Below are 26,253 nucleotides of genomic sequence, written 5' to 3' on the forward strand. Positions count from 1 at the left end.
CGGGCAATTTAGACGACGAGATGCTGTGGTTATCCTTTTGGGAGCCGCCTCACGGGTTCCACAGGAGGCTCGCTCAGGGCTCTATCTACCGCTCGACGGGTTCGCCCACCGGGAACCGGAGGGCCCGCTGTGCGGGGCTTTAGTGTGTCCTACGGGGTATGTCAGGGGCCGGATCGTCTCGGCCTCTCCCTCAATCGTTCTCGGCCTCATTGGTCTGCTGCTTGTCAGCATCCGACAACGGAATGCCCAGCGCTTTCTTCATCGCCCGCGTGGTCATTCGCAGCTTTGCCAGGCTGCCCCCATAGACCCGATCACCGACACCACCGAGGGCATGACCTAGGATCAGGTTCTGGTCCAGCGACGACACCTCGGCCAGAATGAGGCTGTCCTTCATGTTGTGTCGAAGCGAATGGATCACATGCTTGGGGTCCGTGGTCACAGCCCGGACATGCTTCATGATCGCCGCAGAGGCCGCGTCAGCGCCCCGTGGGCTGCCGTAGGCGGGGAACAACAGGTTGCCCGCGCGGGGCAGGGTTAGCGCGTCCTTGGCGGCTGCCAGCGCGTCACCGACAAGGGGAACTGATCGGCGGGAACTCTCGGTCTTGAGCCTCCGGTTCTCGTGCCACGTCACCCGGATATGGGGGAAGTCTCCCCCGGTCTCCACGTCCTCGACCCGCAGCCCCGACACCTCGGCCAAACGGCACCCTGTCCCCTCCAAGAGACGCCAGATCAGGCCCAAGTCCCTCTTGGCATGGCCGACGATCCGCTGCCGCACCTGCCGCAGGACCTTGGCGGGGAATGGGTCGCGCTTCTCTCCATCCGAGGCCCGGCCCCGTTCGGTGCCCACCGTCAGCTTGTTGAAAGGGTTCTGGAAGGTGGCCGGAAGCGGCATTTCCGTGGCCGCAAAGTTGATCACCGCCTTGAGGCCGTTCATGTCGCGCGCCACAGAGGCGGGGCTGATCTTCTGGCCGTTGTCCTTGATCCGGTCCAGCATGTGGTCGCGCACCTTGCGGGCGTCCTCTCGGGTCAGATCGACCAGCACGGGATCGCAGCCCAGCGCGTCCTTCACATGGCCGATGATCCGGGCAATCTGCCCATCGAATCGCTCGACCACCTCGGCAGGATCGTCCCCCTTCGCCCTCTCGGCCAGATACAGCCTCTTGGCATCCTCCAGCGTGGGGGTAGGGGCGGGATACTTCTTCGGCCCGAGGCGTAGCAGGTTGATGGCGTGGGTCTCGACCGGCGGCACCTCGATGGGACCCCATTCGCCCTGTGGATAGCTGTCCATCATGATCTCGCCCAGCAGGACAAGTTCTTCCTCGGACACGCCGACTGCAACCAGATCGGCCCGACGACGCAGGGCCTCGGCATAGGCTTCCCTGTCTGACGCCTCGTGGCTGGTGGCGCGGGCGGACCGGGCTATCGTCGCCTTCGCCCCGGCAATCTCTCGCTCGACCTGCGCGTGATACCGGGGATAGGCCGCAAGAGCTTCCTTCTCGGTATCGCCCAGCTTGTCCTTGAACTCGCGCTTGGTGATGACCGCCGCGACCCCTTTAGGGACTCTGCGCCGATACTGGTAGCTGCCCGATTTGGTTACTACGACGTGCTTCAAGATGAGCCCCATGTGTGCCTCGCGTGTGCCGCAATGTGCACCGGAAGGGACAGCAAGTCACTCAACCTCTTGATATATTTCCAGTCTCTGGTGGGAAACTGGCTCCGGCGGTAGGGATCGAACCTACGACCAATTGATTAACAGTCAACTGCTCTACCGCTGAGCTACGCCGGAACACGGGGGCTGTATAGCGGCGGGTTTCGGGGGCGGCAAGGGGGACTTTGCAGAAATTTCGTCCGGGCGTCACATCAGGGAGAAGACGGATCTAGCCGACAGCGGGAATGGGCTGGTGATGTGATTTCTGTCTGCCAGATCAAGAAGATGCGCCAGCACGTTGCGTTCGGCGGCTGGCAGCAGAGCGGGCGGGGTATCGCGATAGATAGCCCGTGTCAGGGTGGCTGCATCTGCGGGGGCGGGGGTAAGGGCGGCCAAAACCTCGGCCTCTCTGGTTTCGCGGTGACGGTAAAGATCTTGCAGACGGGCGGACGGGTCGTCGACGACATTGCCATGGCCGGGCAGCATCTGCCGCCAGTCCCGCGCCATCAGACGCCGCAGTGACGCCATATAGGCCCCCATGTCACCATCGGGTGGCGAGACGAGAGAACTGGCCCAGCCCATCGCAAGATCGCCGGAGAACAGCAGCCCATCGGTGGCAAAGCACAGGTGATTGGCGCTGTGGCCGGGGGTGTGCAGCGCCTCGATCTGTAGGCCGCCAAGGTGCAGGGTCTCACCATCGATCAGGCGCTGGTCAGGGGTGAAGGCGTGGTCAAGCCCTTCGCCGCCCCCCGTCAGCCCTTGGGCTTGCAAGCGTGTCATCAGCGCAGATTGCCCGGCTCCGGCAGGACCAAGGGCCAGCACCGGCGCGCCTGTGGCCCGTGACAGCGCGGGCGCAAGGGCGGAATGGTCCAGATGGGCATGGGTCACCAGAATCGCCTCTACCCGCTGACCAGGTTCCAGCTCGGCCAGAATGGTGGCCTGATGCGCGGCAAGGTCGGGGCCTGGGTCGATCACCAGCACCGCATTGCCCTTTGATAGCAGCCAGGTGTTGGTGCCGCTGTGGGTCATGGCCGAGGGGTTCGGGGCGCGGATCAGCCGAACCTGCATTTCCGTCATTTGCCGCCCTTTCGCTGTGCCCGTCCCGGCGCTAGTGTTGCGCCCATGTCCTTGCGCCTCAAGCCCCTTTTGCCACATGGCCTGTTTGGCCGGGCCGCGTTGATCCTGATCCTGCCGGTGGTGGTGATCCAGTTGATCGTCGCCACCATCTTCATTCAACGCCATTTCGAAGGCGTGACCCGGCAGATGAGCGACAGCATCGCCATCGAGATGCGCCATCTGCTGGATGAGGTTGCCAAGGAGCCTGACCTTGGGGCAGCGCAGCACAGCGCAGCCGAAATCGGGGGTGCGTTGGAGTTGCAGGTGGCCTTGCCGGGCAGCACCATTCCCGCCGCTGACAGCCGGGAATACTGGGATTGGTCGGGCCGGGTGGTGATTGATACGCTGCGCAACCGCCTGCCGGAATTGCAGGTGGTTGATCTGATGACCGACAGCCGTGGGGTGCAGGCCTGGTTTTCCACTCCCCATGGCGAGATGGAGGTGATGCTGGATCGCCGCCGCGTTTCGGCCTCGAACCCGCATCAGCTTTTGGTGCTGATGATGCTTGCCTCGGCGCTGATGACGGCGGTGGCCTATGTGTTCCTGCGCAACCAGTTGACGCCGATCACCCGGCTGGCGCGCGCAGCAGAGGCGTTTGGCAAGGGGCAGGCGGTGCCTTACCGCCCGCGCGGAGCCACCGAAGTGCGCGCGGCGGGCAATGCCTTTTTGGACATGCGTGCAAGGATTGAACGGCAGATCGAGACGCGCACCATGATGTTGTCGGGTGTCAGCCATGACCTGCGCACCCCCCTGACGCGGATGAAGCTGGCGCTGTCGCTGATGCCCGAGGATGAGGATACCGCCGCACTTGGCCGCGATGTGCAGCAGATGGAGCGGATGGTCGATGAATTTCTGGCCTTTGCCAGGGGCGATGCCATGGAAGAGGCAGCACCCGTCGATCCTGCCGCGCTGTTGCGCGAGGTAGCAAAGGCCGCGTCGCGCAATGGCCGCGCGGTGGTGGTGGGGGCGCTGGATTGGCCGGGCGGCATGATCCGGCTGCGCGATCATGCGGTGCGGCGGGCCTTGGAAAACCTGATCGGCAATGCGCAGCGCTATGGCCAGACAATCGAGGTGTCGCTGACCACCAACGACCGCGCCTTGCGGTTCGTGGTGGAAGATGACGGGCCGGGCATTGCCAGGGATCAGCGGGAAGAGGCGATCCAGCCCTTTCGCCGGCTCGATGCGGCGCGTGACCCCAACAAGGGGGCCGGTGTCGGGCTGGGCCTGTCGATTGCAGCCGATGTGGCGCGCAGCCATGGCGGGGCGCTGCGGCTGCTCGATTCCGAGCGGCTGGGCGGTTTGCGGGCCGAACTGTCGGTGGCGCGCTAGGGGCTGACAGGCTGGCCGAACAGCGACAGCACCGGGCCGCCCGCTGCCACGGCGTCGCTCTGGTCATGGGTGACAAGGATGACCGGCAGGTTGCGGGTGGCGTCAAAGGTCGCTTGCCGGATCTGGGCGCGCAAATTTGCATCAAGCCGGGCGAAGGGTTCGTCAAGCAGCAAGGCTTGCGGCTCGGCTAGCAAGGCGCGCAGCAGGGCGACCCGCGCCCTTTGCCCGCCCGAAAGGGTTGCAGGATCGCGGGCAGCAAAGCCTGACAACCCGGCCGCAGCCAGCCCCTGTTCAATCCGACTGCGGCGCTGCGCCTTTGAGCCACCGGGTGCCAGACCAAACTGCAAATTCTGCCCGACGGACAGATGCGGAAACAGCATGTCATCCTGAAACAACAGGCCGATCCGGCGGGCAGCCGTGGGCAGGCCGGTCACCTTCCGCCCGTTCAGCACGATGTGACCCGAGGCGCTGAACCCAGGTGGCAAGGCCCCGATCAGCGCCTGCAACAGCATCGACTTGCCTGCGCCCGAGGGGGCCATCAGCGTCAAAACCTCACCGGGGCGAATGGTCAGATTCAATTGCGCCAGTACATCTGTACCGCGACGTACGGTCAGGCTTTCAAGGTGGAGGCCGGTGGGCGCGCTCATCTGCCGCGCTCGGCCAACATGGCGCGGCGGTTGGCAAAGACCTGCCGTGGCACGGCCAGCGCCAGCGCGAAAGCCACCGCAGGCAGCGCCAGTTGAGCTACGGCAAAAACCCCGATCAAACGCCGGTTGCCGCCCGAAGACAGGGCCACCGCCTCGACGGTCAGCGTGCCGACGCGGCCACCGCCCACCATCAGCGTGGGAAGGTATTGCCCGGCAGAAACGGCAATCCCCAAGGCCGCCGCCGTCAGCACCGGCCCCAGCAGCATCGGCAGTCGCAAATGCCAAAAGATGCGCGTCTGCCCTGCGCCCAGTGTGGCAGCGGCCACCCCGAGGCGGGAATCCCACCCGCGATAGGCTGGGGCAAGCGACAAAAACACATAGGGCAGCACAAAGAACAGATGCACCACCATCACGGCAAGCGCTGTGCCCTCGACGCCAAGGTGCAAGGCGATCACCTGCACCCCCGGCATGACCGCGATCTGGGGCAGTAGCAGCGGCAGATACAGCGCGCGTTCGGCCCACCGGTCTGGCACCAGCCCGTGGCTTTGCTCGAACTGAAGGCTGGCGATCACCAGTCCCAGTGCCAGCCCCGTGGCACCAAAGGCAATCACAGCGGTCAGCCACAGGCTGTGGCCCAAGGCGGGCAGCGCGCGCGCCCATGTCTGCAAGGTCAGCGATTGCGGCAGGTCGGCTGGAAAGCGCCACTCTGCCGCGACCGACCACAGCCCCAGCCCGGCCAAGGACAGAGCCAGCAGGCCCGCCAGCCCGAAGCCAAGGCCCATCGCGGCCAGACGGGCCGGGGCATCGGCCCAGACCGCCCGCCGCCCGCGCCCGATATGGTACCGTAATCCGGCGCGGCCCGCCCCCTCTGCCACCCGCCACAGCCCCATCGCCGCCAGCACCAGCGCCAGTTGCACGATTGCCGCCGCCGAGGCGACGGGCAGGTGGCGCAGGCCCGCATCTGTCAACCAACCGGCGATCTGGGCCGACAGGGTCGGTGGCAGGCCGGGGCCAAGGATCATCGCCATTTCCACCGTGGTCATGCCATAGGCCAGAACCGCCATCACCGGCAGGCGCAGCCGGGCATAAAGCGGCGGCCAGACCCCCACGGCAAAGGCCGACAACCGGCCATGGCCCAGGGCCGCCCCCAGCACCAGCCGCTGGGCGGGCGCGCAGGCGGGCAGGGCAGCCAGCGCCATCAACAGCAGAAACGGCATCTCTTTGGCAACAAGCCCTAATGTCAGCGCCAGCCCCATCGGGTCGTGCAGCGTCAACAGATCTGGCGGCTGCTGCCAGTCGGTGGCCCAAGGCGACAACAGGCGCGCGATCCAGCCCGATGGCGCCAGAAGAAAGGCCAGCCCCAGCGCCGCTGCCGCATGGGGCACGGCCAGCAGCGGCGACAGCATACGCCGCAAGGGGGCAAAGGCGGGGCGGTCGTGCAGCATTGCCACGATCAGCCCGGTCAGCAACAGCGACAGCGCGGTTGCGCCCATCCCTGTTCCCACCGACAACGCCACCGCCCGAGGCAGGCCGGGCCAGCCCGCCAGCTCGGCAAATCCGCCCGAAAAGGCCGGAACAAATCCCACCACCAACCCACCAAGCATCGGCAGGGTGAACAGCGCCAGACCCAGCCGGGGCAGGGCTTTGATCATCTGTTCCCCCGCCCGGCCAATCGGCAGATCATTTGGTCACGCCATAACGTGTCAGCCAATCCTCGCCGATTTTCACCATCCAGCTTGCATGAGGCTCCAGCAGGGCTGGCCCCAGGTCTTGCGGCGACAGGGTTGCAACGCCAAGATCAAGGCCGGCAAAGGCGTTACGGTCCTCTTCGGGCAAGGCGGCAAGGTTCAGCACGGTCTGAAAACCCAGGATGTTGGGGTCTTGCGCGCGGGCCTGAATTTCGGGCTGCAACAGAAGGTTTGCCACCACCTGCGCCGCTGCACTGTGGCTGGCATTGAACGGGATCGCCACGAAAGAGGCATTGCCGATGGTGCCGCCCCGCAGAACAAACGTGCGCACCGTTGCGGGCAGGTTTCCGTTAGCGATTTCCGCGCTGGCACGACCGGGGTTGAACGACAGGGAAATGTCGATCTCGGCATCGGCAAGCAACTGGGCAAGGGCGGGTTCATTCTGGGGAAAGGCGCGCCCCGCGCGCCACAGCGCCGGGTGGATACGGTCCAGAAACGCCCAAAGCGGCGCGGTGTCTTGCGCATAGGTGTCTCCCGCTGGCTGTTGCAGGCGGGCAGGGTCGGGCATTACCCCGTAAAGCACCTGTTTAAGGAACGTCAGCCCCAGATAATCGGGCGGCTGCGGATAGGTGAACCGGCCCGGGTTGGCCAGAATCCAGTCCGCAAGTGCCGCCAGTGTGGCGGGGGGCACGGGCAGGCGGGCGGTATCATGTTCAAACACCAGTTGCGCCATGGCCCAGGGGGATTCGTACCCTTCTGTGGGCAAGGTGAAATCGGTCACAACGGCGGGTTTGCCTGCCACATCGACCAAGGGCCAGTTCGGCAGGCCTTCGGCAAAGGGGCCGAACAGAAGGCCCTTTTCCTTCATCGCGGCGAAATTCTCGCCGTTGATCCAGATCAGGTCCACCGCGCCATCCTCGGTCTTGCCCGCCTGCTGTTCGGCCAGCACGCGCGCGACGGCATCGGCGGTCGAGGCCAGTTTGACATGTTCGATGCTGATGCCGTGGCGCATTTCGGCCTCAGCCCCCAGCCAGGCAATGAAGTCGTTGATCTTGGGGTCGCCCCCCCAAGCGTGCCACCACACTGTCTGATCGCGGCCCGCATCCAGCACCGCCTGCCAGTCTGCCTGCACCTCGGCGGCCCGCGCCAGCCGGGGATGCAGCGCGACAGCGGTCGCGGCAAGGCCGATCTGGCCCAAGTGGCGGCGGGTGATCATGGTCGGTCCTTTCCCTGTCGGTTCCAGAGGGATACGAACAGCCATGCCACAGGGCAACCCATTCCGGGCCACCCGACGCAATCGTGAGGCACCATGCTGGACAGCCATCTGCGCCCCTTGATCGACCCGATGCTGAACCGGGCGGGCAAGGTTTTGTCAGGGGTGGGCGTTACGGCCAACAGCGTCACCCTTGCCGGGCTTGGTCTTGGGCTGGCGGCGGCGGCGATGCTGGCCTTTGGCTTGCCGGGGGGGCTGGCGCTGCTGCCGCTGCTGCTGGGCCGGGTGCTGGATGGGCTGGACGGGGCTGTGGCACGGGTGACAGGGCGGACGGATTTCGGCGGCTATCTGGATATCACCTGCGATTTCGCCTTTTACGGCGCGATCCCTCTGGCCTTTGCGCTGCGCGATCCGGGCAATGCGGTGGTGGCGGCGTTTCTGCTGGCGACGTTCTATCTGAACGGGGCGAGTTTTCTGGGCTTTGCCATCATGGCCGAAAAACGCGGCATCACGACCACGGTGCAGGGGCAAAAGTCACTGTATTATTCGGCGGGGTTGTTAGAGGGGGCCGAGACGATCCTTTTCTTCGTTGCCCTTTGCCTGTGGCCCGATGCGTTCCGCCCCATGGCGCTGGTGTTCGGGGCGCTGTGTCTGGTGACCACGGGTGCGCGTGTGATGCTGGCGCGACGGATTTTTGGGGTGGATGGCTAAAATGGAAAAAGGGTGCGTGAAACCCACGCACCCTTCCCATGATTTCAAGGAATTGCGCCTGAACCTTACAGCATCGCCTTAACGGCGGCAACGGTGGCCTCTGCCGTGATGCCGAACTCTTTATACAGCCGGTCATAGGGGGCCGAGGCACCGAATGAGGACATGCCGATGAAGGCAGCCTTGCCGTCCTTGCCCCGCTCGCCCAACAGCCAGCGGTCCCAGCCCTGACGCACGCCCGCCTCGATGCCCACGCGCACCGGGCCTGCGGGCAGCACCTTTTTGCGGTAAGCCTCGTCCTGCTGGGCGAACAGCTCCATCGACGGCATCGACACAACGCGGGTGCCGATGGCTTCCGCCTCCAGCAGATCACGCGCCTTCATTGCAATCTCGATTTCCGAGCCCGTGGCGATCAGGATGACCTGACGCTTGGCGGTGGCATCGACCAGCACATAGGCACCCTTGGCGACCATGTTCTGGTTGGTGTGCTTGGTCCGCACCGGCATCAGGTTCTGGCGCGACAGGGCCATGACCGAAGGCGTCTTGGTCTGGCTAAGTGCCACTTCCCAAGCCTCGGCCACCTCGACCAGATCGGCGGGGCGCAGCACCAGAGTGTTCGGCGTGGCGCGCGAAATGGCCAGATGTTCGACCGGCTGGTGGGTCGGGCCGTCTTCGCCCAGACCGATGGAATCGTGGGTCATCACATAGACCACCGGCAGGCCCATCAGCGCCGAGAGGCGCATCGACGGGCGGGCGTAATCGGTAAAGGCCATGAAGGTGCCGGAATAGGGCCGCACGCCGCCATGCAGCGCCAGACCGTTCATCGCGGCGGCCATGCCATGTTCGCGGATGCCCCAATACATGTAGCGGCCCTTGCGATCCTCGACCCCAAAGGTGCCAAGATCGGCGGTTTTGGTATTGTTGGAACCGGTCAGGTCGGCAGACCCGGCAAAGGTTTCGGGCATGACCGGGTTCACCGCCGCCAGCACCTTTTCCGAGGCCGAGCGGGTGGCGAGTTTCGCCGGTGCCTCTGCCGCCGCCTTCTTCACACCGCGAATGGCCGCCGCCAGCTTGGCGGGCGCTTCGGTGGCAAAGACGCGGGTCAGTTCGGCCTGCTTGGCTGCCGACAGGGCGGCAACGCGGGTGTTCCATTCGGCGCGGGCGGCGGCGCCACGGGCCCCGAAACCTTCCCAGGCCTTTTTCACATCGGCGGGCACTTCGAATGGGCCGGCGGTCCAGCCATAAGCCTCTTTCGCGGCGGCCATCTGGGCCTTGTCGGTCAAGGCACCATGGCCTTTCGAGGTGTCCTGCGCGGCATGACCAAAGGCGATATGCGTGGCGCAAGCGATCATCGCCGGACGGGGCGATTTTTTCGCCGCCGTGATGGCACGGTCGATGTCTTCGGGGTCGTGGCCGTCACATTCAAACACATCCCAACCACTGGCGGCAAAGCGCGCCTTCTGGTCGGTCACGTCCGACAGGGAAACCTTGCCGTCAATGGTGATGCCGTTGTTGTCCCACAGCACGATCAGGCGCGACAGCTGCTGCTTGCCCGCGATCCCCAGCGCCTCTTGGCTGACACCTTCCATCAGGCAGCCATCACCGGCGATGACATAGGTGTAATGGTCCTGCACCTTGGCACCCCAGACTGCGCGCAGATGCTCTTCGGCCATGGCGAAACCGACCGAATTGGCAATGCCCTGACCCAAGGGGCCGGTGGTGGTTTCCACGCCCGCCACATGGCCATATTCCGGGTGACCGGCGGTGATGGCGCCCCATTGGCGGAAATTCTTGATCTGATCCAGCGTCACATCGGCATAGCCGGTCAGATACATCAGCGAATAAATCAGCATCGAGCCGTGGCCCGCCGACAGGATGAACCTGTCCCGGTCGGGCCAGCGCGGTGCCTTGGGATCGAACTTCAGGTGCTTTTCAAACAGCACCGTCGCCACATCGGCCATGCCCATCGGCATGCCGGAATGGCCAGAGTTTGCGGCGGCAACCGCATCCAGCGTCAGGGTGCGGATGGCGGCAGCGCGCATCCAGTGGTCGGGGTGCTTGGCGCGAAGCGTTGCGATGTCCATGGCCGTCTCCTCTGAAAACTGGGTTGCAGGGTGAATAACAGCCATGGCGGCAAGATCAAGCGCGGCCCGCAACCATTTGGGGCGAAAGGGGCGGCGGGCGGGCAAGCGATGGGCTAAGATCACTCTTGACGGGCCGTTCAGCGATTCGCAGGCTGGCCCGAACCGACGCCGCAAGAAGAGGGACCACCCCCCATGCAGGACATCACCGAGCTGGAACGCCGGATCAGCGCCGCGCTGGCCCGCATTGGCCAGGGGATCGAGGCGCTGGCCACGGCAGCGCCCGAACCCGCCACCGGCCCCGTCGATGAAAGCGCCCTGGTCGAGATCGGGCGGCTGAACGACGCGCTCGACGAAGAAAAGATGGCCAATGCCCAGTTGAACGAACGGCTGCGCGTGCTGCGCGCCCGCGAGGGCGAGGGCCGTGCCGAGCTGGAGGCCAAGGTGGCCGAACTGGAATCCGAACTGGCCGCCCTGCGCGCCGAACGTGCCCAAGAGGCTGCCGAGATCGCCGAGATTGTGGCAGCCCTGACCCCCATTGTCGAAGAGACCACCCATGCCTGATATTGAGATCACCATCGGCGGCCGTTCCTTCGCCGTATCCTGCCAGCCGGGCGAGGAGCATTTCCTGCGCGCCGCCGCCAAGGCGCTGGACGGCGAGGCGCAGCCGCTGATTGCCCAGATGGGCCGCATTCCCGAAGCGCGGATGCTGCTGATGGCGGGGCTGATGCTGGCCGACAAGACGGCGGCAGTGGAAGATGAGAACCGTCAGCTCAAGGCGCGTCTGGCTGATGTGGATGGACGTCCGGCGGCTGAACCCGTTCGTATCGAGGTGCCGGTCATCCCACCGCAACTGACCGAAACGCTGGCCGAAATCGCCGCGCGGGCCGAGGCGCTGGCAGCGCGGGTTGAAGAAAAGATCACGGCATGAGGCTGATCCTTGTGCCCGCCATGGCCATTGGCCTGATGCCCTTTGCCGCGCAGGCAGAGATTCAGGCTATTTCCGTTCGGTTCGATTGTGAACGCGGGGTCGAACTGCCCGTGACCTTTGTAAACAGCGGCCAAGACAGCGTTGCGGTCATGCAGATCGAAGGCCACCAGATGACGCTGTATCAAGAGGTTAGCGCCTCTGGTGCCCGCTATGGCTGGCCGTCGGACGGGTCGGCCTATGTGCTGTGGACCAAGGGAACCGAGGCGACGGTTTATTGGCGCGACGGTGCGGCGAAAACCGAAACTGCCATTCTGTCGGGCTGTGTTCAGGCCGAATAAGAAAGGCCCGCCGAAAGGGCGGGCCTTGTGAAATCTGGTTTATCGGGTCAGGCGTTGGCTTCGCGGATCTTGTCAGCGGCGGCCTTGTCATAGGCCACGCCCTTCGATTCAAACAGCGCATCGAGTTCGCCCGAAAGGGTCATCTCGGTGACAATATCGCAACCGCCGACGAATTCGCCCTTCACATAAAGCTGCGGGATCGTGGGCCAGTCGCTGAAATCCTTGATGCCCTGACGAATTTCGGCATCGGCCAGCACGTTCACATCGGCGAATTCGACGCCCATGTAATTCAGCACGCCCGCGACGCGGGACGAAAACCCGCATTGCGGCATCATCTTGGTGCCCTTCATGAACAGCACCACGTCGTTCTTTTCGACGGTGTCTTTGATGGTTTCAAGTGCGGTCATTATCGTCTCCATCCGTTGGCCAGCGGCGTGGCCGGATCATTGGCTATGTGGTAGATATGGGGCGGGTCGCAATCAACCCCAAGATAGGTGTTCAGGCGCGCCTCTAAAACCCTGTGCGGGCGAAGGTGACCCTCAACCTCGGCACGGTGGGCGGCGATTTCGTCAGATGTGCGGTTGCACCCCTGCCATAAATCCCAAAGCTGCCCGACACCGGAAATGGCATCAAGGGCGCCCAACACATTCACTCCGGGGCCTTGGTGGTCAGCGCCAGCGCATGAAGTTCGCCCTGCGCGCCGTCCATCTTGCCCTTCAGCGCCGCATAGACCGCGCGTTGCTGCTGTACGCGGTTCTGGCCGCGGAAACTTTCGTCGATCACCTCGGCCGAAAAGTGCTGGCCGTCATCGCCCTGCACCTCGATCTGCGCGTTGGGAAAGGCTTCGCGGATCAGCTTTTCAATGTCGCGCGCTTCAAGGGCCATGGCTTGCTCCGTTGGTCTTTCCGCAAGATTTAGGCGCAAGGGCAGGGGGCCGCAAGGGGGGCTGCTAGGCCTTGAGGGCCTGCCATTCGTCGCGCAGCATGCCGTACAGCATCATATCCACCGCGCGCCCAAGCGCCGGGCGCCACCAATGGCGACGCAATTGCCCCTCGAGCCGGAAGCCAAGGCTTTCATACAGGTGCTGCGCCCGCAGATTTTCGCCGCTGGCATCCAGCCACAGGCGCTTGGCGGGCCAGACAGTGAACGCATGATCCACCAGCGCGCCGACAAAGGCCCGGCCCCGACCACCGCCGGGCGCATCCAGCGCAAGGCGGCGCAGTTCTACTGTGCCGGCCTTGTCGGTCAGCCCGTTGAACAGCGCATAGCCCCGGGCGCCATCTGCCTGCCAGATCAACAGCGCGGCATCCGGGTCATCTAGATAGGCTTGCAGCGCCGTCTCATCCTCATCGGTGATGAACGGGGCATTGGCCGGATCGGCGGCAAGGCGGCGGATGAAGGCAAAATCGCCGGGGGTGGCGGGGCGCAGGGTCATTTCGTCCATTCCCGGTCAAGCATGGCCATGAAGACGCAATCTACCCAGTCGCCCGTGGGGCGTTGCCAGCATTCGCGCCAGACCCCTTCGCGCACGAAACCTGCCGTCTCGAAAAAGTGCAGGGCGCGGGCATTGTCGGCGGTGATGTCCAGCCCCAGCCGATGAGCGGCGCGCGGGCCGAACATCTCTTCCAGCACGGCGCGCAAGAAGGGGCGGCCAATACCGGGGCGGTTGGCGGCGAATTCGCGCAAAGACCAGACGCCATGCATCCAGTTGGTCACGCAGGCAAATCCCGCAGGACCGCCCGCATCCCAGATCAGCAGATTGCCCTCAGCGATGGCTTCGGCAATTTGGTCGCCTTGCGGCGGGTCCAGCCAAAGGGCGTTATCCGGCGCGGTCCAGAGGGCATGGACAAAGTCCGCCTCATCGGCCCGCGCCAGCCGCAGCATCAGGCAACCGCCTTGGCAAAGGCGGTGCGGTAAAGGTCGGACAGGGTGGCAAGCGGGGCGCTTTCGGTCCCGAAGGTTACCTTGTCGCCACCAAAGGTTCCGACGCGGATGATTTCCACGCCCGAAGTCAGGGCGGCGGCTTCCAGTGCGCGGGCACCGGCTTCGCTGGCGGCAACCAGATAGCGGGCCTGATCCTCACCGAACAGGGTCGGAATGTCGCCATGGGCCAGCGTCACGCCAAGGCCCGCGCCTTCGGCCATTTCAAAGGCGGCAAGGGCAAGGCCGCCGTCGCCAAGGTCGGTCGCGGCGCGGACATGCTTGCGGTTCGAACGCAGGAAATCCCCGTTCTTCTTTTCGGCGCCCAGATCGATCGAAGGCGCATCGCCCGCCTCGATCCCGAAGGCCTCGGCCAGCAGGGCGGACTGGCCCAGATGCCCAAAGGTTTCGCCGATCACCAAGGCCACATCGCCCGCCTGTGGCTTGCCTGCGATCAGGTCATCAAGGCTGTACAGGATGCCGACAGCGCCGATGGTGGGGGTGGGCAGAATGCCCTTGCCGTCGGTTTCATTATACAGTGACACGTTGCCCGACACGATGGGCATATCCAGCGCCGCCACAGCCGCGCCGATGCCTTTGATCGCGCCGACCAGTTGCCCCATGATTTCGGGCTTTTCGGGGTTGCCGAAGTTCAGGTTGTCGGTCGTGGCCAGCGGCACAGCCCCAACGGCGGTCAGGTTGCGGTAAGCCTCGGCCACAGCCTGCTTGCCGCCCTCAAACGGGTTGGCCTTGACGTAGCGGGGGGTCACGTCACTGGTAAAGGCCAGCGCCTTGCCGGTGCCATGCACCCGCACCACACCGGCGGGCAGGCCGGGGGTGATGACGGTATCGGCGCCGACCTGGCAGTCGTATTGCTCATAGACCCACGACTTCTGGGCGTAAGAAGGGGAGCTGATCAGGGCGCGCAGCCCGTCAATCGCGCCAATCGCCGGAACCTCGCCCAAGGGTGCTGCCTTTGGCGTTTCCACCCAAGGCCGGTCATATTCCGGCGCGCTGGAGGACAGTTTCGACAGCGGCAGATCGGCCTTCACCTCATTCCCGTGCAGGATCAGGAAGCGGTCTTCGGGGATGGTTTCGCCGACGATGGCAAAGTCCAGATCCCATTTGACGAAAATCGCACGGGCCACATCCTCCAGCTCTGGCTTGAGGACCATCAGCATCCGCTCCTGAGACTCGGACAGCATCATCTCATAGGCGGTCATGTTGGCTTCGCGCTGCGGCACGTCATCCAGTTGCAGCTTGATGCCAAGGCCGCCCTTGTCGCCCATTTCCACGGCAGAACAGGTCAGGCCAGCCGCCCCCATGTCCTGAATGGAAATCACGGCACCCGAGGCCATCAGTTCCAGGCACGCCTCCAGCAGGCGCTTTTCGGTAAAGGGGTCGCCAACCTGAACCGTGGGGCGCTTTTCCTCGATGGTTTCATCGAACTCGGCCGATGCCATGGTGGCGCCGCCGACGCCATCGCGCCCGGTCTTTGCCCCAAGGTAAACCACCGGCATACCCACACCCGAGGCGACCGAGTAGAAAATCTTGTCGGCATCGGCCAGGCCCGCCGCAAAGGCGTTTACAAGGCAGTTGCCGTTATAGCTGCGGTGGAACCGCACCTCGCCGCCCACGGTCGGCACGCCAAAGGCATTGCCATAGCCGCCGATGCCCTCGACCACGCCCTTGACCAGATAGCCGGTCTTTGGGTGGCTGGGTTCGCCAAAGCTGAGGGCGTTCATCGCCGCGATGGGGCGCGCGCCCATGGTGAACACGTCGCGCAGAATGCCGCCCACGCCGGTGCCGGCACCCTGATGGGGTTCGATATACGAAGGGTGGTTGTGGCTTTCCATCTTGAAGATGACGGCCTGACCATCGCCGATATCGACCACGCCCGCATTTTCGCCCGGTCCGCAGATGACTTGCGGCCCGGTGGTGGGCAGGGTGCGCAGCCATTTCTTTGACGACTTGTAGGAACAATGTTCGTTCCACATCGCCGAGAAGATGCCGAGTTCGGTGAACGTCGGTTCGCGCCCGATGATGCCCAGCAGGCGCTGCCATTCATCGGGCTTCAGCCCGTGGGCGGCGACGATCTCGGGGGTGATGACGGGGTCGGTCATGGCGCTCTCCGGTGGTCGGGTTTGGGGCGTCTTAGGACAGCCGGGGCCGAAGGGGAAGCGGTGCAGGCCGCGCCGGGGCGATTTTTAGAGGAAAAACGCCAGGGCCGTCAGAATCTTTCCGGCAATCGTCGCTAGGCAATCAAAATCGGTGTGGTCCAAGGCCCATGTGCTTGGCGTTTGTCATTGCCTGACGCAGCCGGTTTGGCCTGCATTGCTGACCGTCGCTGCTGATGAAGGCGGTGCTTCGGGGCTGGGTGGCGAATTCTCCGGGGGGCTGGCGGCGAACGCAGAACTTGCCGCCTTGATCGGCCAGTTTTACCAGACGAACGATGCTGCGACTGCGAGATGCAGCTATGAACAGGCCATTCTTGCAGCATCAGGCACCGCAGATGCCCGGTTCTTGACCAAAAGGCTGCATGGCTTGCGCAAAGTGTCGAATTTTTATGGACGGGATCAGTGGCGCTTGCCTAAAATCAGGTCACTTCATGCCGTTAAGGACGAAAGTCGGCCCAAGGGTTTGTGGCAGGCGCAAAAAAAAGGCCGAGCATAAGCTCGGCCAAGTCCAACAGGGAGGTATGAGGGGCAAGAGCGAACTCAACTGCCGCCTCAAGGTGGTATTTATGGTTGTGACCTGATTCTCGCAACCATCATTGTTTAGCGCTCGCAGCATTTCCGTTATGCGTAAAGCGCATAGCTTCTGTTTTCTTGCCGCAAAATTGCAAGGCAATCACCCGGAAGCCGCCGAAAGGTTGGGCGCTTAAGCGGCAAAAAATGCCGCGAAGGGCGGTTCAGTCCTGATGACGCTTGCGATAGGCGAAAATCTCTTCCGTCACGAATTCGCGGAAGGCCGCCACCCGCTTGGAGTGGCGCAGCTCTTCTGGATAGGCAAGAAAGACCGGAACCTCTTCGCTTTCGACATCGGGCAGAACCCGCACCAGATGCGGGAAATCTTCGGTCAGGTAATCTGGAAGGACGCCGATACCCAGATGGTTCAGAACCCCTTGCGACACACCGAAATAATTGTTCACCGTCAGGGTTGATCGCAGATCATTGCTCATGATCTGGGCGACCAGCGTGGCGCCAGCGGCAACCTGCGCGGTTCCGGCGTGTTGGCAGATCAGCCGGTGTTTGGCGAAATCGGCCATGTTTTTCGGGGTTCCGTGTTCGGCAAGATACTCTGGCGTCGCATAAAGCCGCATGCGGATGTTCATCAGCCGCTTGCGGATCAGGTCGGCTTGGCTGGGTTCCTTCATGCGAATGGCGACATCGGCCTCTCGCATCGGCAGGTCCAGCACCCGCTCTTCCAGCATGAGGTCGATCTTCAGCTCGGGATATTTGGCATAAAGGCTGACCAGACGGGGGGCCAGCCACATGGTGCCAAAGCCGGTGGTGGTGGTGACGCGCAACTCGCCGAACACCTCATCCTCGGCATCGCGGATGCGGGCGGCCGTGGCGTCCAGTCGTTTGACCATCTGCGTGGTGGCGTCATACAGCAACTCGCCCGGTTCGGTCAGAATCAAGCCCCGGGCATGCCGGTGAAACAGCGTGACGTTCAGGCTTTCTTCCAGCGCGCGGATCTGGCGGCTGACGGCAGATTGGCTAAGGTGCAGCACGTCTCCCGCATGGGTCAGACTGCCCTTTTCGGCCACCGCATGAAAGATGCGCAGCTTGTCCCAATCCATCTCGATACCTTTTCACTCTTTTCCAGCCTACCACGAACCTGTGCATCTTCGCATAGCTCGCTTGCGTCAAATGCAACTCTGGTCGGGTTATTTCAATGGCTGACGTAATTATCCCACGGTTCTGCGGGCTTTCCCTGATCGGGCTGCGCGGCTATGATCGGGCAAATACAAGATCCCGCCCGCAGCCGCCTGTGACCATAGCAGGCTACGGACGACAAGGGAGAGGCAGATGGCAGTTGGTATCTTTGATTCGGGCCTTGGGGGCCTGACGGTTCTGGATGCAGTTTCGCGCCGGTTGCCGGATATTCCCTTTGTTTATTATGGGGATAACTCTCATGCCCCCTATGGTGTCCGCACCCATGATGACATCTTCAACCTGACCTGTGCGGCGGTGGAGCGGCTGTGGGCCGAGGGCTGCGATCTGGTCATTCTGGCCTGTAACACCGCCTCGGCGGCGGCGCTGAAACGGATGCAGGAGACTTGGGTTCCCAAGGATAAACGGGTGTTGGGCGTCTTCGTTCCGCTGATCGAGGCGCTGACCGAACGGCAGTGGGGCGACAATTCGCCGCCCCGCGAGGTTGCGGTGAAACATGTGGCACTGTTTGCCACCCCTGCAACCGTAGCGAGCAGGGCTTTCCAACGAGAGCTGGCCTTTCGCGCCATCGGTGTCGATGTCGAGGCACAGCCCTGTGGCGGTGTGGTCGATGCGATCGAGCAGGGCGACGAGATTCTGGCCGAGGCTTTGGTGCGCAGCCATGTCGAGGCGCTGAAACGCCGGATGCCCCACCCGGAGGCTGCCATACTGGGATGCACCCATTACCCCCTGATGCAGCAGGTGTTTCAGGATGCGCTGGGGGCAGAGGTCAAGGTATACAGTCAGGCCAATCTGGTGGCCGAAAGTCTGGCCGATTATCTGGTGCGGCGGCCCGAATTCCACGGCGCGGGCACGCAGTCAAAATTCCTGACCACGGGTGACCCGGTTTATGTCTCGCACAAGGCGACGCAGTTCTTGCGCCGCCAGATCACGTTTGAGGCCGCATGACCCGGCCTGATCGCCGCAGTCTGTTGCTGCGGGCGGGGCTTTTGGGGGTTGTAACTGCGGGGTGGCCGATCAGCGCCGCAGCGCGGCAAGGCGATTGGGCGCAGCCTGTCTTGCCCCCGCCTGCCGGATTGCCCAATCTTTATCAGGTGACACCCCTGCTGTTTCGGGCAGCGCAGCCAGAGGCCCAGGGCTTTGACCGCATGGCGCAGCTTGGCATCCGGTCGGCCCTGTCGTTGCGCCAGACGGTGGATGACCGGGCCTTGGCGCAAGGCAGCGGCGTGGCGGTGATGCGGGTGCCGATGAAGGCGCGGCATGTCGGCGAGGATCATGGCGCGCGGATCGTGCTGGCCATGCGGTCCTTGCGCGCGGCAATGACCGACGGGCCGGTGCTGGTGCATTGCCACCACGGCGCGGACCGGACCGGGGTGATCTGCGCGCTGTGGCGGATGCTGTATCAGGGGTGGTCGCGGTCCGATGCCAGTGATGAGCTGATCAACGGTGGCTTTGGCTTTCACCGGATATGGGCGAACATCCCGCGCTATCTGGCGACGGTCGATCTGAACGCTTTGCGCGCCGGGATTGAAACGGGGGCATAGCCGCCGCAAGAGCAGGGGCACCGCCAAACTCTGGCGTTGCCCCCTGATGCGTCAAACCAGAATGCCGTCTGCCGCTATGCGGGTCTTGCCGCCCAGATAGGGGTGCAGCACCGCTGGCAGATCAACCGAGCCATCGGCCTGCTGGCCATTTTCCAACACCGCAATCAGGCAGCGTCCCACGGCAAGGCCGGAGCCGTTCAGCGTGGCGACAAACTCGGGCTTGCCACCCGCAGGACGATAGCGCGCGTTCATGCGCCGGGCCTGAAACTGGCCGCAGGTCGAGACGCTGGAGATTTCGCGATACCGGTTCTGCCCCGGCAACCAGGCCTCAAGGTCAAACGTCCGCTGCGCGCCAAAGCCCATGTCGCCGGTGCACAGCACGATGGTGCGATAGGGGATGCCCAGTTTTTCCAAAATCGCCTCGGCGCAGCGGCGCATCCGCTCTTGTTCGTCAAGGGCGGTGTCGGGCGCGCATATCGTCACCATTTCGACCTTTTCGAACTGGTGCTGGCGCAGCATGCCAGAAGTATCTTTGCCCGCAGACCCTGCCTCAGACCGGAAGCATTGGGTATGGGCGGTCATGCGGATGGGCAGGGCCGTTTCGTCGATAATGTCGCCCGCCACCGTGTTGGTCAGCGTCACCTCACTTGTGGGCACCAGCCACCAGCCATTGGTGGTCTGATAGCTGTCTTCGGCGAATTTCGGTAGTTGGTTGGTGCCATACATCGCCTCTTCCTTGACCAGAACCGGGGTCCAGGTTTCGGTCAGGCCATGCTCGGTGATGTGGGTATCCAGCATGAATTGCGACAGCGCGCGGTGAACGCGGATCACCGCACCGCGCAGCACCACGAACCGGCTGCCCGACAGTTTGGCGGCGGTTTCGAAATCCATTCCCGGTTTCACGCCCGCAATGTCGAAATGCTCCTTGGGCGCAAAGTTGAAGTCGCGCGGCGTGCCCCAGCGGTGGATTTCCACGTTGTCGTCTTCGTCGGCACCATCGGGCACCGCGGCCAGCGGCAGGTTCGGAATGCGCATCAGCGCATCGCGCAGCTTGGCATCCTCGGCGTCGGCTTCGGTGGTCAGCGTGGCAATCTCGGCCTTCTTCTCGGCCACCAGTGCGCGCAGGCGTTCAAATTCGGCATCATCGCCGCGTGCCTTGGCCGCGCCCACCTCTTTCGAGGCGCGGTTCTGGTCGGCTTGTGCGGTCTCGGCGGCCAAAATCTTTGCCCGCCGTGCCTCATCCAGCGCCAGAAGGCCCGACGACATGCCATTAAGCCCGCGACGCGACAGCGCGGCGTCGAACGCGGCGGGGTTTTCGCGGATCAGGCGGATGTCGTGCATTTTGGTCACCGGGTTGTTTTAGGGGCTGTTTTGCCGGGGTTATGACCGATTTGACCGGGCAAAGAAAGGGCTGGCCCCACCCCACGCCAAGTTGACCGGGCGAGGCAGGGTGCATCGGCTTGCCTATCCCCCCCCGCGCCGTTAGGGTGCCCGCCGCAATCAGGGGCTGCCAAACGGCCCCAAGGAGAGGATGCCCATGTTCGTCACCCCCGCCTTCGCCCAGACCGCTGGCCAAGCGGGCGCCGGTTCCGCCGTCGCCTCGTTCCTGCCGCTGATCCTGATTTTCGGTATCATGTATTTCTTGCTGATCCGCCCACAGCAGAAAAAGATGAAAGACCTCAAGGCCATGGTCGAGGCGCTGCGCCGGGGGGATCAGGTGCTGACCGCTGGCGGCATCGTCGGCAAGGTCACCAAAGTTGGTGAAGACGGTATGGTCGAGGTCGAAATCGCCGACGGCGTGCGCGTCAAGGTGCTGAAGCACACCATTAGTCAGGTTCTGAACAAGACCGAACCTGCCGCCTCCTGAACGCTGGAAGCCTGACATGATTACGATGCCGCTTTGGAAGCGCCTTCTTATCCTTGCTATCTCCCTTTGGGGAATCGTTGCGGCCGTGCCGAACGCCTTTTACGGGCGGGTCGAACACCACAATGACGCGGTAAAGGCGATCGAGGCGGCAGGGGGAACTGCCACAGAAGAGCAGAACGCGGCGCTGGCGCAGTGGCCGTCGTATCTGCCGTCTTCGCTGATGAGCCTTGGGCTTGACCTGCGCGGCGGGGCGCATCTGCTGGCAGAGGTGGAGACCGCCTCGGTCTATGCCCAGCGGATCGATGCCATGTGGCCAGAGGTACGCGATGCCCTGAAAGGGGTGCGCGATCAGGTCGGCAACGTGCGCCGTCAGCCCGCCGATGCCGGTGTGCTGAAGGTCACGCTGTCCAAGCCCGAAGGCATGTCTGTTGCGCTGGAAAAGGTAAAGGCGCTGGCGCAGCCGGTTGTTACCTTGACCGGCGTCGGCTCCAGCGATCTGGAGGTGACAACCGAGGGCACTGACACGATCGTGGTGCAACTGTCCCCGGCGGAAAAAAACGCGACCGACAGCCGCACCATGCAGCAGTCGCTGGAAATCATCCGTCGCCGGGTGGATGAGGTGGGCACCCGCGAACCGACCATCCAGCGCGAGGGCACCGACCGGATTCTTATTCAGGTGCCGGGCCTTGGGTCGGCGCAAGAGTTGAAGGACATCATCGGCACCACCGCCAAGCTGACGTTCAACGAGGTGGTGGGCCAAACGGCAAATGCCGAAACGCCTGCCAGCCCGAACCAGGCGGTTCTGCCTGACGCCGAGCGTGAGGGTGTGTTCTACGTCGTCAGCACCGAAGCGGTGGTGACGGGCGAGGAGCTGACCAATGCCCAGCCGTCGTTTGACCAGAACGGCCAACCCTCGGTAAGTTTTCAATTCAACCCGTCGGGCGCCCGTAAGTTTGGTGACTACACCGCCGCGAACATCGGCAAACCCTTTGCCATCGTCCTTGATGACAAGGTGATTTCGGCCCCCGTGATCCAAAGCCATATTGGCGGTGGTTCGGGCGTGATCACCGGCCACTTTACGGTTGAAGGCTCTACCCACCTTGCGGTTCTGCTGCGGGCTGGGGCCTTGCCTGCCAAGATGACCTTCCTTGAAGAGCGCACCATCGGCCCCGAACTGGGGCAGGATTCGGTGGATGCCGGACGTCTGGCGGCGGTGGTCGGCCTGATCGCGGTCAGCGTATTCATGATCGCCAGCTATGGCCTGTTCGGCATTTTCGCCATCGTGGCCCTTGGCATCAACATGGCGCTGATCATCGCGGTTCTGTCGGCCATTGGGGCCACGCTGACCCTGCCGGGCATTGGCGGCATCGTGCTGACCATCGGCATGGCGGTCGATGCCAACGTGCTGGTGTATGAACGTATCCGGGAAGAGTTGCGCCACGCCAAGACTCCCGGTCGCGCCGTGGAAATCGGCTATGAGCGGGCCTTGTCGGCGATCATCGACGCCAACCTGACGACCCTGATCACCGCGATCATCCTGTTCTACATGGGCAGCGGCCCGGTCAAGGGATTTGCAGTAACGCTAGGCATCGGGGTCATCACCTCGGTCTTCTCGGCGATCTATATCACCCGCTTCATCATCGAGGTCTGGCTGAACCGGACCCGTCCAAAAACCATTGTGGTGTAAGGAGTTACGACATGGCCTGGCGTCTGCGACTTGCCCCGGAAAAGACCAGTATCGACTTTTTCAAACACCAATGGCTGACCTTTGGCGGGTCGGTTGTGCTGATGCTGGCTGCCATTGCCGTCTGGGTGGTGGTGGGGCTGAACTTTGGCATCGACTTTAAGGGCGGCACCACGGTGCGGACCGAAAGCACCACGCCGGTGGATGTGGGTGAATATCGCAAGGCGCTGGAGGGGCTGCCCCTTGGCGACATCGTGATTTCCGAGGTGTTCGACACCAACTTCCGCCCGGACCAGCATGTTGCCATGGTGCGGGTATCATCGGCCCAAAAGGGAGAGGCGGTGACGCCCGAAACCCTGCAACAGGTCAAGGATACGCTGGTCAAGATGGACCCGGCGCTGAAAATCGTGTCCGAGGAAACCGTTGGCCCGAAAGTCTCGGGAGAGCTGATCTGGAATTCGGTTCTGGCGCTGGGGCTGACCAGCCTTGCGATCATGGCCTATATCACCCTGCGGTTCGAATGGCAGATGGCCTTTGGCGGGGTGATGGCGCTGCTGCATGACGTGATCATCACGATCGGTATTTTCGCGCTGTTCCAGATCCGGTTTGACCTGACCATCGTGGCGGCGCTGCTGACGATCTTGGGGTATTCGATCAACGATACCGTGGTGGTGTTTGACCGGCTGCGAGAAAACCTGATCAAATACAAGACCATGCCGCTGCGAGAGGTGATGAACCTTTCGGTCAACGAAACCCTTAGCCGCACGCTGATGACCTCGATCACCACTCTGATCGCGGTGGGGTCGCTGCTGGTATTCGGCGGCGACGTGATCCGCGGCTTTAGCTTTGCGATTTTCATGGGGGTTCTTTTGGGCACCTATTCCTCGGTCTATGTCGCCAAGAACCTTGTGCTGTTCATCGGACTGGACCGCAGTGACAAGCCCAAGGGCGGCAAGCTGTCGGACCACGAATTCGCGAATATCGACGCCTGAGATGCGCCTGACCGAAGTAAGCTATGGCTCGGCCCAACCCATCGAAGGGTATGGGCCGGGCTTTTTTCGTGTCGGCACTCATGTGTTGCGCGGTGCCTGCCTGATCACGCCCTGGGATGCCGGGCCGTGGGGCGGGGCGGATGATACGGCCAGCCTGCTGACGCTGGCAGGCAGGATTGACGTGCTGCTGCTGGGAATGGGGCCGCAGATCGCGCCGGTTCCTCGCAATCTGCGCGAGGCGCTGGAGGGCGCCGGTATTGGGGTGGAGCCGATGAATTCGCCCGCCGCCTGCCGCACCTATAACGTGCTGTTGGGCGAAGGGCGCCGGATCGCCGCAGCCCTGTTGCCGATGCCCTGAGGGCAAGCCGGGACGGTGAAAACCGGGCGCACAGCGCGCGTGAGTCGTTCGCGTTAAAGAAACAGAAATCCTATTGGTCTATCCCGTAGCCGGATCGGAAACGCTTGCCGTTTCTCGGTTGCTTGTTGCGTAGGTTTGGCAACTCTGGGTTGCTGATCTTGGCGAAAATGAGGCGAGAAGTTGACGGGTGCCGCGATTTCGGGCAGATTTGCGACTGTTCGGGGGCGGACACGTTCGTGTGGGAGTGAGTAATTGTGAAACGGTTCCTCGGACTGGTGTTGGTGCCTGCATTTGCGCTGATCGTGATTGATCCGGCTGCAGGCAAGACCGTAAAGCCCGAAGGCTTTGGTCTGGTCGAAACTAAAGATAAACATTCGGGACGGCAGGGTTCGGGCAGTGAACAGCGCCGCATTGGTATTGCGGGGAACGTGTTGCCCGATGGCCAGAATGTGCCGCGCGTGCCGCCCGTCAAGGGAAAGCAGCCAAAGTTGGGTTACGGGTTCGCCTTTGCTGGCGGCGCAGCGGATAATCTGCCGAAGCGCAGTATCCTTGGCGATCTGTTGGCTGGCGGCTCACATCACCGCAAGGCAGTCTGGCCCGGTCTTGATTTCACTGGATACGGGAGCAAGGGGCGCGGTCCGGTTCGACCCGGCGGGGCAGGCGGCTGGGGTGATGGCCCTGGCGGTCCGATTGATCCGGTTACTCCGCCCGGCGGTGGCCCGGATCAGCCGGGTGGCCCAGAGGAGCATACGGGTGGCCCGACCGATGGCGGCAACCCTTTCATTCCTGATGAGCCTGTCGATCATGGCGACCAAGGGGATGGGATATCCCCGGTTCCATTGCCTGCGGCTGGCTGGCTGATGGTTGCTGCCCTTGGCGGTCTGGCCGCAGTCGGGCGTCGCCGCAACCGGGCTTGATCTGGAAAAACAATTTGGACAGGGCGGTCACATGCCGCCCTGTTTCATTAGTTCCCCAAGGCGCTCAACAGCCCATAGACCGCCAGAATTCGCGACGTATCGCCGTTGATCCGGTAGGTATAACCATCAATCACGGCATACACGCCATCTCGTGGCAACCCATAACGCCACGGGCGTTCCAGAATGCGGTAGTCACCCGGCGACAGGTAGTCACCAACGCGGTGGCCGTGATGGTCCTTCTTGGCCAATCCGGGCGGTCTGCATCCATTTCCCTTTTTGGCCAGACCGGGCGGGCAGCCCTGAGAATAGCCGTGGCCTTTGTATTTGCCATGCGAACCGCCCTTGTCTGCCAAAGCCGGTGAAGCCGCCAAAGCCGTCGCCAGTGCGGCGATCAAAAAACGGGTCTTCACGACAACCTCCTGTTTTCGCTTCCACACCTGTCATGTGGGCAAGGATACGCAAATGTCAAAGTGGCCCGGCCAAAAGCCGCCCATCGGCATGACCGATGATTGCGGCGAAAAGAAGACTCGGGTTGGTGGCTGCCTGCGCGCGATTGTTCGTAAAGATGGCGCGTTGGTGCTGGAGTTGGCGCATTGTTTCTCGAATGATCGCCATAGGGTCGAGTTGGTGGCAATAATTTGACAAGAATGTGGTCGCCGTTGTCTGGTGGCACAAGTTCGCCGCCCAAGGCGCTGAAATCCGCAGGTTTTTGGAGTGTACGCTGTGAAAAATTTTCTTCTGACCGCCGCCATAGCCCTTGGCAGCATGGCCGGAGCCGCCGATGCAGCCGTGATCGGCACCGGCGATTACACCACCTTCTTCAATGGCACGGGTGGGGTGCCGGTCACGATCTTTGATTTCTTTGATGATGTAGATTCCGGCACCCGTGCAGGTGACAGCTATTCAGCGGCTTTTACCCTGTCATCGAAACATTCTGATACCTTTGGCGGCAGTGACAGCAGCGACGTCAGCGATTCCGCTTATGAGGTTGGGCCGGTTGGCGGCTATTACGGCATCCTGCGGATCGACTTTGCGCAGCTGGTCTCGGCCTTTGCAGTGCAGACCTATAAGTTCGACGGCGCTGCCGAACAGATCCGTATCTATGGTCTGTCGGGCCTTTTGGCCTCGTTCAATGTCGCAACCATTCCTACATTGGATATCACCCAGTTCCGTGGCTTCTTCGGCACCGCCGGTGAGCATTTCGCCGCAGTCGAGCTGGAGGGTGATTTCTATTCGATGGCCAAGCTGAAGTATCTGTTCGACGAACCGGCACCAGTTCCGGTTCCGGCGGCGGGCCTGATGCTGGCGGGCGCCGTGGCCGGGCTGGCCGGCATGCGCCGCCGCCGCAAGGCCTAGGTTGATAGCAACGCGGG

At 63.1% G+C, this 26,253-nt stretch carries 29 protein-coding genes and 1 tRNA gene; 15 read left to right on the forward strand and 15 right to left on the reverse strand.

The genetic code is table 11. The features are described from left to right. Positions 1 to 190: 190 nt before the first annotated feature. The 3 genes from JI744_RS07470 to JI744_RS07480 form a co-directional block, all read right to left on the reverse strand. Positions 191 to 1,612 (reverse strand): site-specific integrase, encoded by a 1,422-nt coding sequence (locus tag JI744_RS07470; protein ID WP_202659067.1) that lies wholly within the window; start codon positions 1,610 to 1,612, stop codon positions 191 to 193. A gap of 99 nt (positions 1,613 to 1,711) precedes the next feature. Beyond that, positions 1,712 to 1,786 (reverse strand) — tRNA-Asn (locus JI744_RS07475). 69 nt (positions 1,787 to 1,855) lie between these two features. Next, positions 1,856 to 2,725 (reverse strand): MBL fold metallo-hydrolase, encoded by an 870-nt coding sequence (locus tag JI744_RS07480; protein WP_202659068.1) that lies wholly within the window; start codon positions 2,723 to 2,725, stop codon positions 1,856 to 1,858. 45 nt (positions 2,726 to 2,770) lie between these two features. Here JI744_RS07480 and JI744_RS07485 point away from each other — a divergent pair, with 45 nt between their 5' ends. Then, positions 2,771 to 4,093 carry an ATP-binding protein gene (locus JI744_RS07485; RefSeq protein WP_202659069.1) on the forward strand — a complete coding sequence of 441 codons (1,323 nt, stop codon included), beginning with the start codon at positions 2,771 to 2,773 and terminating at the stop codon, positions 4,091 to 4,093. Here the strand turns inward: JI744_RS07485 and JI744_RS07490 are convergent. Genes JI744_RS07490 through JI744_RS07500 form a run of 3 tightly spaced genes read right to left on the reverse strand, consistent with a single transcriptional unit; the run spans position 4,090 to position 7,644 of the window. Next, entirely contained in the window at positions 4,090 to 4,740 is a 651-nt protein-coding gene (locus tag JI744_RS07490) for an ATP-binding cassette domain-containing protein (protein ID WP_202659070.1), read from the reverse strand. The two genes, JI744_RS07485 and JI744_RS07490, sit on opposite strands and share 4 nt — an antisense overlap. Further along, entirely contained in the window at positions 4,737 to 6,392 is a 1,656-nt protein-coding gene (locus tag JI744_RS07495; RefSeq protein WP_202659071.1) for an ABC transporter permease, read from the reverse strand. Before JI744_RS07495 ends, JI744_RS07490 begins: the two co-directional genes overlap by 4 nt. Positions 6,393 to 6,420: 28 nt before the next feature. Continuing rightward, the gene (locus JI744_RS07500; RefSeq protein ID WP_202659404.1) at positions 6,421 to 7,644 is read right to left on the reverse strand and encodes an ABC transporter substrate-binding protein; all 1,224 of its coding nucleotides are present in this window, start codon (positions 7,642 to 7,644) and stop codon (positions 6,421 to 6,423) included. Positions 7,645 to 7,737: 93 nt separating this feature from the next. On the opposite strand from JI744_RS07500, the gene JI744_RS07505 reads away from it, so the two are divergent. Further along, on the forward strand, positions 7,738 to 8,352 hold the full coding sequence (locus JI744_RS07505; RefSeq protein WP_202659072.1) for a CDP-alcohol phosphatidyltransferase family protein: 615 nt from the start codon (positions 7,738 to 7,740) through the stop codon (positions 8,350 to 8,352). Positions 8,353 to 8,417: 65 nt separating this feature from the next. Here JI744_RS07505 and tkt read toward each other — a convergent pair whose 3' ends face one another. Beyond that, positions 8,418 to 10,433: a transketolase gene (tkt, locus tag JI744_RS07510; protein WP_202659073.1), complete on the reverse strand. Its 2,016-nt coding sequence runs from the start codon at positions 10,431 to 10,433 to the stop codon at positions 8,418 to 8,420. A gap of 192 nt (positions 10,434 to 10,625) precedes the next feature. Between tkt and JI744_RS07515 the strand changes: the two genes are divergently transcribed. From JI744_RS07515 to JI744_RS07525, 3 genes are read left to right on the forward strand one after another with little or no spacing between them, the layout of a single operon-like run. After that, entirely contained in the window at positions 10,626 to 10,994 is a 369-nt protein-coding gene (locus JI744_RS07515; protein ID WP_202659074.1) for a hypothetical protein, read from the forward strand. Continuing rightward, positions 10,987 to 11,361 (forward strand): cell division protein ZapA, encoded by a 375-nt coding sequence (locus tag JI744_RS07520; RefSeq protein ID WP_202659075.1) that lies wholly within the window; start codon positions 10,987 to 10,989, stop codon positions 11,359 to 11,361. The genes JI744_RS07515 and JI744_RS07520 overlap by 8 nt, the downstream gene beginning before the upstream one ends. Further along, positions 11,358 to 11,699 (forward strand): MliC family protein, encoded by a 342-nt coding sequence (locus JI744_RS07525; RefSeq protein WP_202659076.1) that lies wholly within the window; start codon positions 11,358 to 11,360, stop codon positions 11,697 to 11,699. Before JI744_RS07520 ends, JI744_RS07525 begins: the two co-directional genes overlap by 4 nt. A 47-nt stretch (positions 11,700 to 11,746) precedes the next feature. Here the strand turns inward: JI744_RS07525 and grxD are convergent, their stop codons facing one another. The 5 genes from grxD to purL all read right to left on the reverse strand — a co-directional run bounded on the left by grxD (position 11,747) and on the right by purL (position 15,742). Beyond that, positions 11,747 to 12,106, reverse strand: coding sequence for a Grx4 family monothiol glutaredoxin (gene grxD / locus JI744_RS07530; RefSeq protein WP_202659077.1), 360 nt, complete (start codon positions 12,104 to 12,106; stop codon positions 11,747 to 11,749). Positions 12,107 to 12,347: 241 nt separating this feature from the next. Then, the gene (locus tag JI744_RS07535; protein WP_202659078.1) at positions 12,348 to 12,584 is read right to left on the reverse strand and encodes a BolA/IbaG family iron-sulfur metabolism protein; all 237 of its coding nucleotides are present in this window, start codon (positions 12,582 to 12,584) and stop codon (positions 12,348 to 12,350) included. A 64-nt stretch (positions 12,585 to 12,648) separates the two neighbouring features. Then, positions 12,649 to 13,143: a GNAT family N-acetyltransferase gene (locus JI744_RS07540; protein WP_202659079.1), complete on the reverse strand. Its 495-nt coding sequence runs from the start codon at positions 13,141 to 13,143 to the stop codon at positions 12,649 to 12,651. Then, positions 13,131 to 13,583: a GNAT family N-acetyltransferase gene (locus JI744_RS07545; protein ID WP_202659080.1), complete on the reverse strand. Its 453-nt coding sequence runs from the start codon at positions 13,581 to 13,583 to the stop codon at positions 13,131 to 13,133. Before JI744_RS07545 ends, JI744_RS07540 begins: the two co-directional genes overlap by 13 nt. Beyond that, positions 13,583 to 15,742 carry a phosphoribosylformylglycinamidine synthase subunit PurL gene (purL, locus tag JI744_RS07550; protein WP_202659081.1) on the reverse strand — a complete coding sequence of 720 codons (2,160 nt, stop codon included), beginning with the start codon at positions 15,740 to 15,742 and terminating at the stop codon, positions 13,583 to 13,585. The genes JI744_RS07545 and purL overlap by 1 nt, the downstream gene beginning before the upstream one ends. Before the next feature lie 211 nt (positions 15,743 to 15,953). Here purL and JI744_RS07555 point away from each other — a divergent pair, with 211 nt between their 5' ends. Further along, entirely contained in the window at positions 15,954 to 16,292 is a 339-nt protein-coding gene (locus tag JI744_RS07555) for a hypothetical protein (protein WP_202659082.1), read from the forward strand. A 238-nt stretch (positions 16,293 to 16,530) separates the two neighbouring features. On the opposite strand, the gene JI744_RS07560 is transcribed toward JI744_RS07555, so the two are convergent. Further along, positions 16,531 to 17,424: a LysR family transcriptional regulator gene (locus JI744_RS07560; protein ID WP_202659083.1), complete on the reverse strand. Its 894-nt coding sequence runs from the start codon at positions 17,422 to 17,424 to the stop codon at positions 16,531 to 16,533. A 229-nt stretch (positions 17,425 to 17,653) separates the two neighbouring features. Here JI744_RS07560 and murI point away from each other — a divergent pair, with 229 nt between their 5' ends. Together murI and JI744_RS07570 are read left to right on the forward strand one after the other, a co-directional pair. Next, positions 17,654 to 18,466, forward strand: a complete 813-nt coding sequence (gene murI / locus JI744_RS07565; RefSeq protein ID WP_202659084.1) for a glutamate racemase — start codon at positions 17,654 to 17,656, stop codon at positions 18,464 to 18,466. Continuing rightward, positions 18,463 to 19,062, forward strand: a complete 600-nt coding sequence (locus tag JI744_RS07570) for a dual specificity protein phosphatase family protein (protein WP_202659085.1) — start codon at positions 18,463 to 18,465, stop codon at positions 19,060 to 19,062. The genes murI and JI744_RS07570 overlap by 4 nt, the downstream gene beginning before the upstream one ends. Before the next feature lie 51 nt (positions 19,063 to 19,113). Here the strand turns inward: JI744_RS07570 and serS are convergent, their stop codons facing one another. Beyond that, complete coding sequence (gene serS / locus JI744_RS07575) at positions 19,114 to 20,403, reverse strand: serine--tRNA ligase (RefSeq protein ID WP_202659086.1); 1,290 nt, start codon at positions 20,401 to 20,403, stop codon at positions 19,114 to 19,116. A gap of 196 nt (positions 20,404 to 20,599) precedes the next feature. Between serS and yajC the strand changes: the two genes are divergently transcribed. From yajC to JI744_RS19305, 5 genes are all read left to right on the forward strand, one after another. Beyond that, on the forward strand, positions 20,600 to 20,929 hold the full coding sequence (gene yajC, locus JI744_RS07580; protein WP_202659087.1) for a preprotein translocase subunit YajC: 330 nt from the start codon (positions 20,600 to 20,602) through the stop codon (positions 20,927 to 20,929). 16 nt (positions 20,930 to 20,945) lie between these two features. After that, complete coding sequence (secD, locus tag JI744_RS07585; protein WP_202659088.1) at positions 20,946 to 22,616, forward strand: protein translocase subunit SecD; 1,671 nt, start codon at positions 20,946 to 20,948, stop codon at positions 22,614 to 22,616. An 11-nt stretch (positions 22,617 to 22,627) separates the two neighbouring features. Next, entirely contained in the window at positions 22,628 to 23,605 is a 978-nt protein-coding gene (secF, locus tag JI744_RS07590) for a protein translocase subunit SecF (RefSeq protein ID WP_202659089.1), read from the forward strand. A gap of 1 nt (position 23,606) precedes the next feature. Next, positions 23,607 to 23,963, forward strand: coding sequence for an Mth938-like domain-containing protein (locus JI744_RS07595; protein WP_202659090.1), 357 nt, complete (start codon positions 23,607 to 23,609; stop codon positions 23,961 to 23,963). Positions 23,964 to 24,217: 254 nt separating this feature from the next. Further along, positions 24,218 to 24,880, forward strand: coding sequence for a VPLPA-CTERM sorting domain-containing protein (locus tag JI744_RS19305; protein WP_202659091.1), 663 nt, complete (start codon positions 24,218 to 24,220; stop codon positions 24,878 to 24,880). Between the two features lie 47 nt (positions 24,881 to 24,927). On the opposite strand, the gene JI744_RS07605 is transcribed toward JI744_RS19305, so the two are convergent. After that, a complete protein-coding gene (locus JI744_RS07605) occupies positions 24,928 to 25,290 on the reverse strand; it encodes a hypothetical protein (RefSeq protein WP_202659092.1) in 363 nt (120 codons plus the stop codon). A gap of 52 nt (positions 25,291 to 25,342) precedes the next feature. On the opposite strand from JI744_RS07605, the gene JI744_RS07610 reads away from it, so the two are divergent. Together JI744_RS07610 and JI744_RS19310 are read left to right on the forward strand one after the other, a co-directional pair. Then, a complete protein-coding gene (locus JI744_RS07610; RefSeq protein WP_202659093.1) occupies positions 25,343 to 25,522 on the forward strand; it encodes a hypothetical protein in 180 nt (59 codons plus the stop codon). Positions 25,523 to 25,603: 81 nt separating this feature from the next. Further along, the gene (locus tag JI744_RS19310; RefSeq protein ID WP_202659094.1) at positions 25,604 to 26,236 is read left to right on the forward strand and encodes a VPLPA-CTERM sorting domain-containing protein; all 633 of its coding nucleotides are present in this window, start codon (positions 25,604 to 25,606) and stop codon (positions 26,234 to 26,236) included. The last annotated feature ends 17 nt before the right edge of the window (positions 26,237 to 26,253 follow it).

The organism is Fuscibacter oryzae, from assembly GCF_016765795.1.
Taxonomy (GTDB): domain Bacteria; phylum Pseudomonadota; class Alphaproteobacteria; order Rhodobacterales; family Rhodobacteraceae; genus Fuscibacter; species Fuscibacter oryzae.

Coding starts and splice junctions, on each gene's coding strand:
- JI744_RS07480 (WP_202659068.1), bottom strand. CDS start 2,725: ATGACGGAAATGCAGGTTCGGCTGATCCGCGCCCCGAACCCCTCGGCC.
- JI744_RS07485 (WP_202659069.1), top strand. CDS start 2,771: ATGTCCTTGCGCCTCAAGCCCCTTTTGCCACATGGCCTGTTTGGCCGG.
- JI744_RS07490 (WP_202659070.1), bottom strand. CDS start 4,740: ATGAGCGCGCCCACCGGCCTCCACCTTGAAAGCCTGACCGTACGTCGC.
- JI744_RS07495 (WP_202659071.1), bottom strand. CDS start 6,392: ATGATCAAAGCCCTGCCCCGGCTGGGTCTGGCGCTGTTCACCCTGCCG.
- JI744_RS07500 (WP_202659404.1), bottom strand. CDS start 7,644: ATGATCACCCGCCGCCACTTGGGCCAGATCGGCCTTGCCGCGACCGCT.
- JI744_RS07505 (WP_202659072.1), top strand. CDS start 7,738: ATGCTGGACAGCCATCTGCGCCCCTTGATCGACCCGATGCTGAACCGG.
- tkt (WP_202659073.1), bottom strand. CDS start 10,433: ATGGACATCGCAACGCTTCGCGCCAAGCACCCCGACCACTGGATGCGC.
- JI744_RS07515 (WP_202659074.1), top strand. CDS start 10,626: ATGCAGGACATCACCGAGCTGGAACGCCGGATCAGCGCCGCGCTGGCC.
- JI744_RS07520 (WP_202659075.1), top strand. CDS start 10,987: ATGCCTGATATTGAGATCACCATCGGCGGCCGTTCCTTCGCCGTATCC.
- JI744_RS07525 (WP_202659076.1), top strand. CDS start 11,358: ATGAGGCTGATCCTTGTGCCCGCCATGGCCATTGGCCTGATGCCCTTT.
- grxD (WP_202659077.1), bottom strand. CDS start 12,106: ATGACCGCACTTGAAACCATCAAAGACACCGTCGAAAAGAACGACGTG.
- JI744_RS07535 (WP_202659078.1), bottom strand. CDS start 12,584: ATGGCCCTTGAAGCGCGCGACATTGAAAAGCTGATCCGCGAAGCCTTT.
- JI744_RS07540 (WP_202659079.1), bottom strand. CDS start 13,143: ATGGACGAAATGACCCTGCGCCCCGCCACCCCCGGCGATTTTGCCTTC.
- JI744_RS07545 (WP_202659080.1), bottom strand. CDS start 13,583: ATGCTGCGGCTGGCGCGGGCCGATGAGGCGGACTTTGTCCATGCCCTC.
- purL (WP_202659081.1), bottom strand. CDS start 15,742: ATGACCGACCCCGTCATCACCCCCGAGATCGTCGCCGCCCACGGGCTG.
- JI744_RS07560 (WP_202659083.1), bottom strand. CDS start 17,424: ATGGATTGGGACAAGCTGCGCATCTTTCATGCGGTGGCCGAAAAGGGC.
- murI (WP_202659084.1), top strand. CDS start 17,654: ATGGCAGTTGGTATCTTTGATTCGGGCCTTGGGGGCCTGACGGTTCTG.
- JI744_RS07570 (WP_202659085.1), top strand. CDS start 18,463: ATGACCCGGCCTGATCGCCGCAGTCTGTTGCTGCGGGCGGGGCTTTTG.
- serS (WP_202659086.1), bottom strand. CDS start 20,403: ATGCACGACATCCGCCTGATCCGCGAAAACCCCGCCGCGTTCGACGCC.
- yajC (WP_202659087.1), top strand. CDS start 20,600: ATGTTCGTCACCCCCGCCTTCGCCCAGACCGCTGGCCAAGCGGGCGCC.
- secD (WP_202659088.1), top strand. CDS start 20,946: ATGATTACGATGCCGCTTTGGAAGCGCCTTCTTATCCTTGCTATCTCC.
- secF (WP_202659089.1), top strand. CDS start 22,628: ATGGCCTGGCGTCTGCGACTTGCCCCGGAAAAGACCAGTATCGACTTT.
- JI744_RS07595 (WP_202659090.1), top strand. CDS start 23,607: ATGCGCCTGACCGAAGTAAGCTATGGCTCGGCCCAACCCATCGAAGGG.
- JI744_RS07610 (WP_202659093.1), top strand. CDS start 25,343: ATGTCAAAGTGGCCCGGCCAAAAGCCGCCCATCGGCATGACCGATGAT.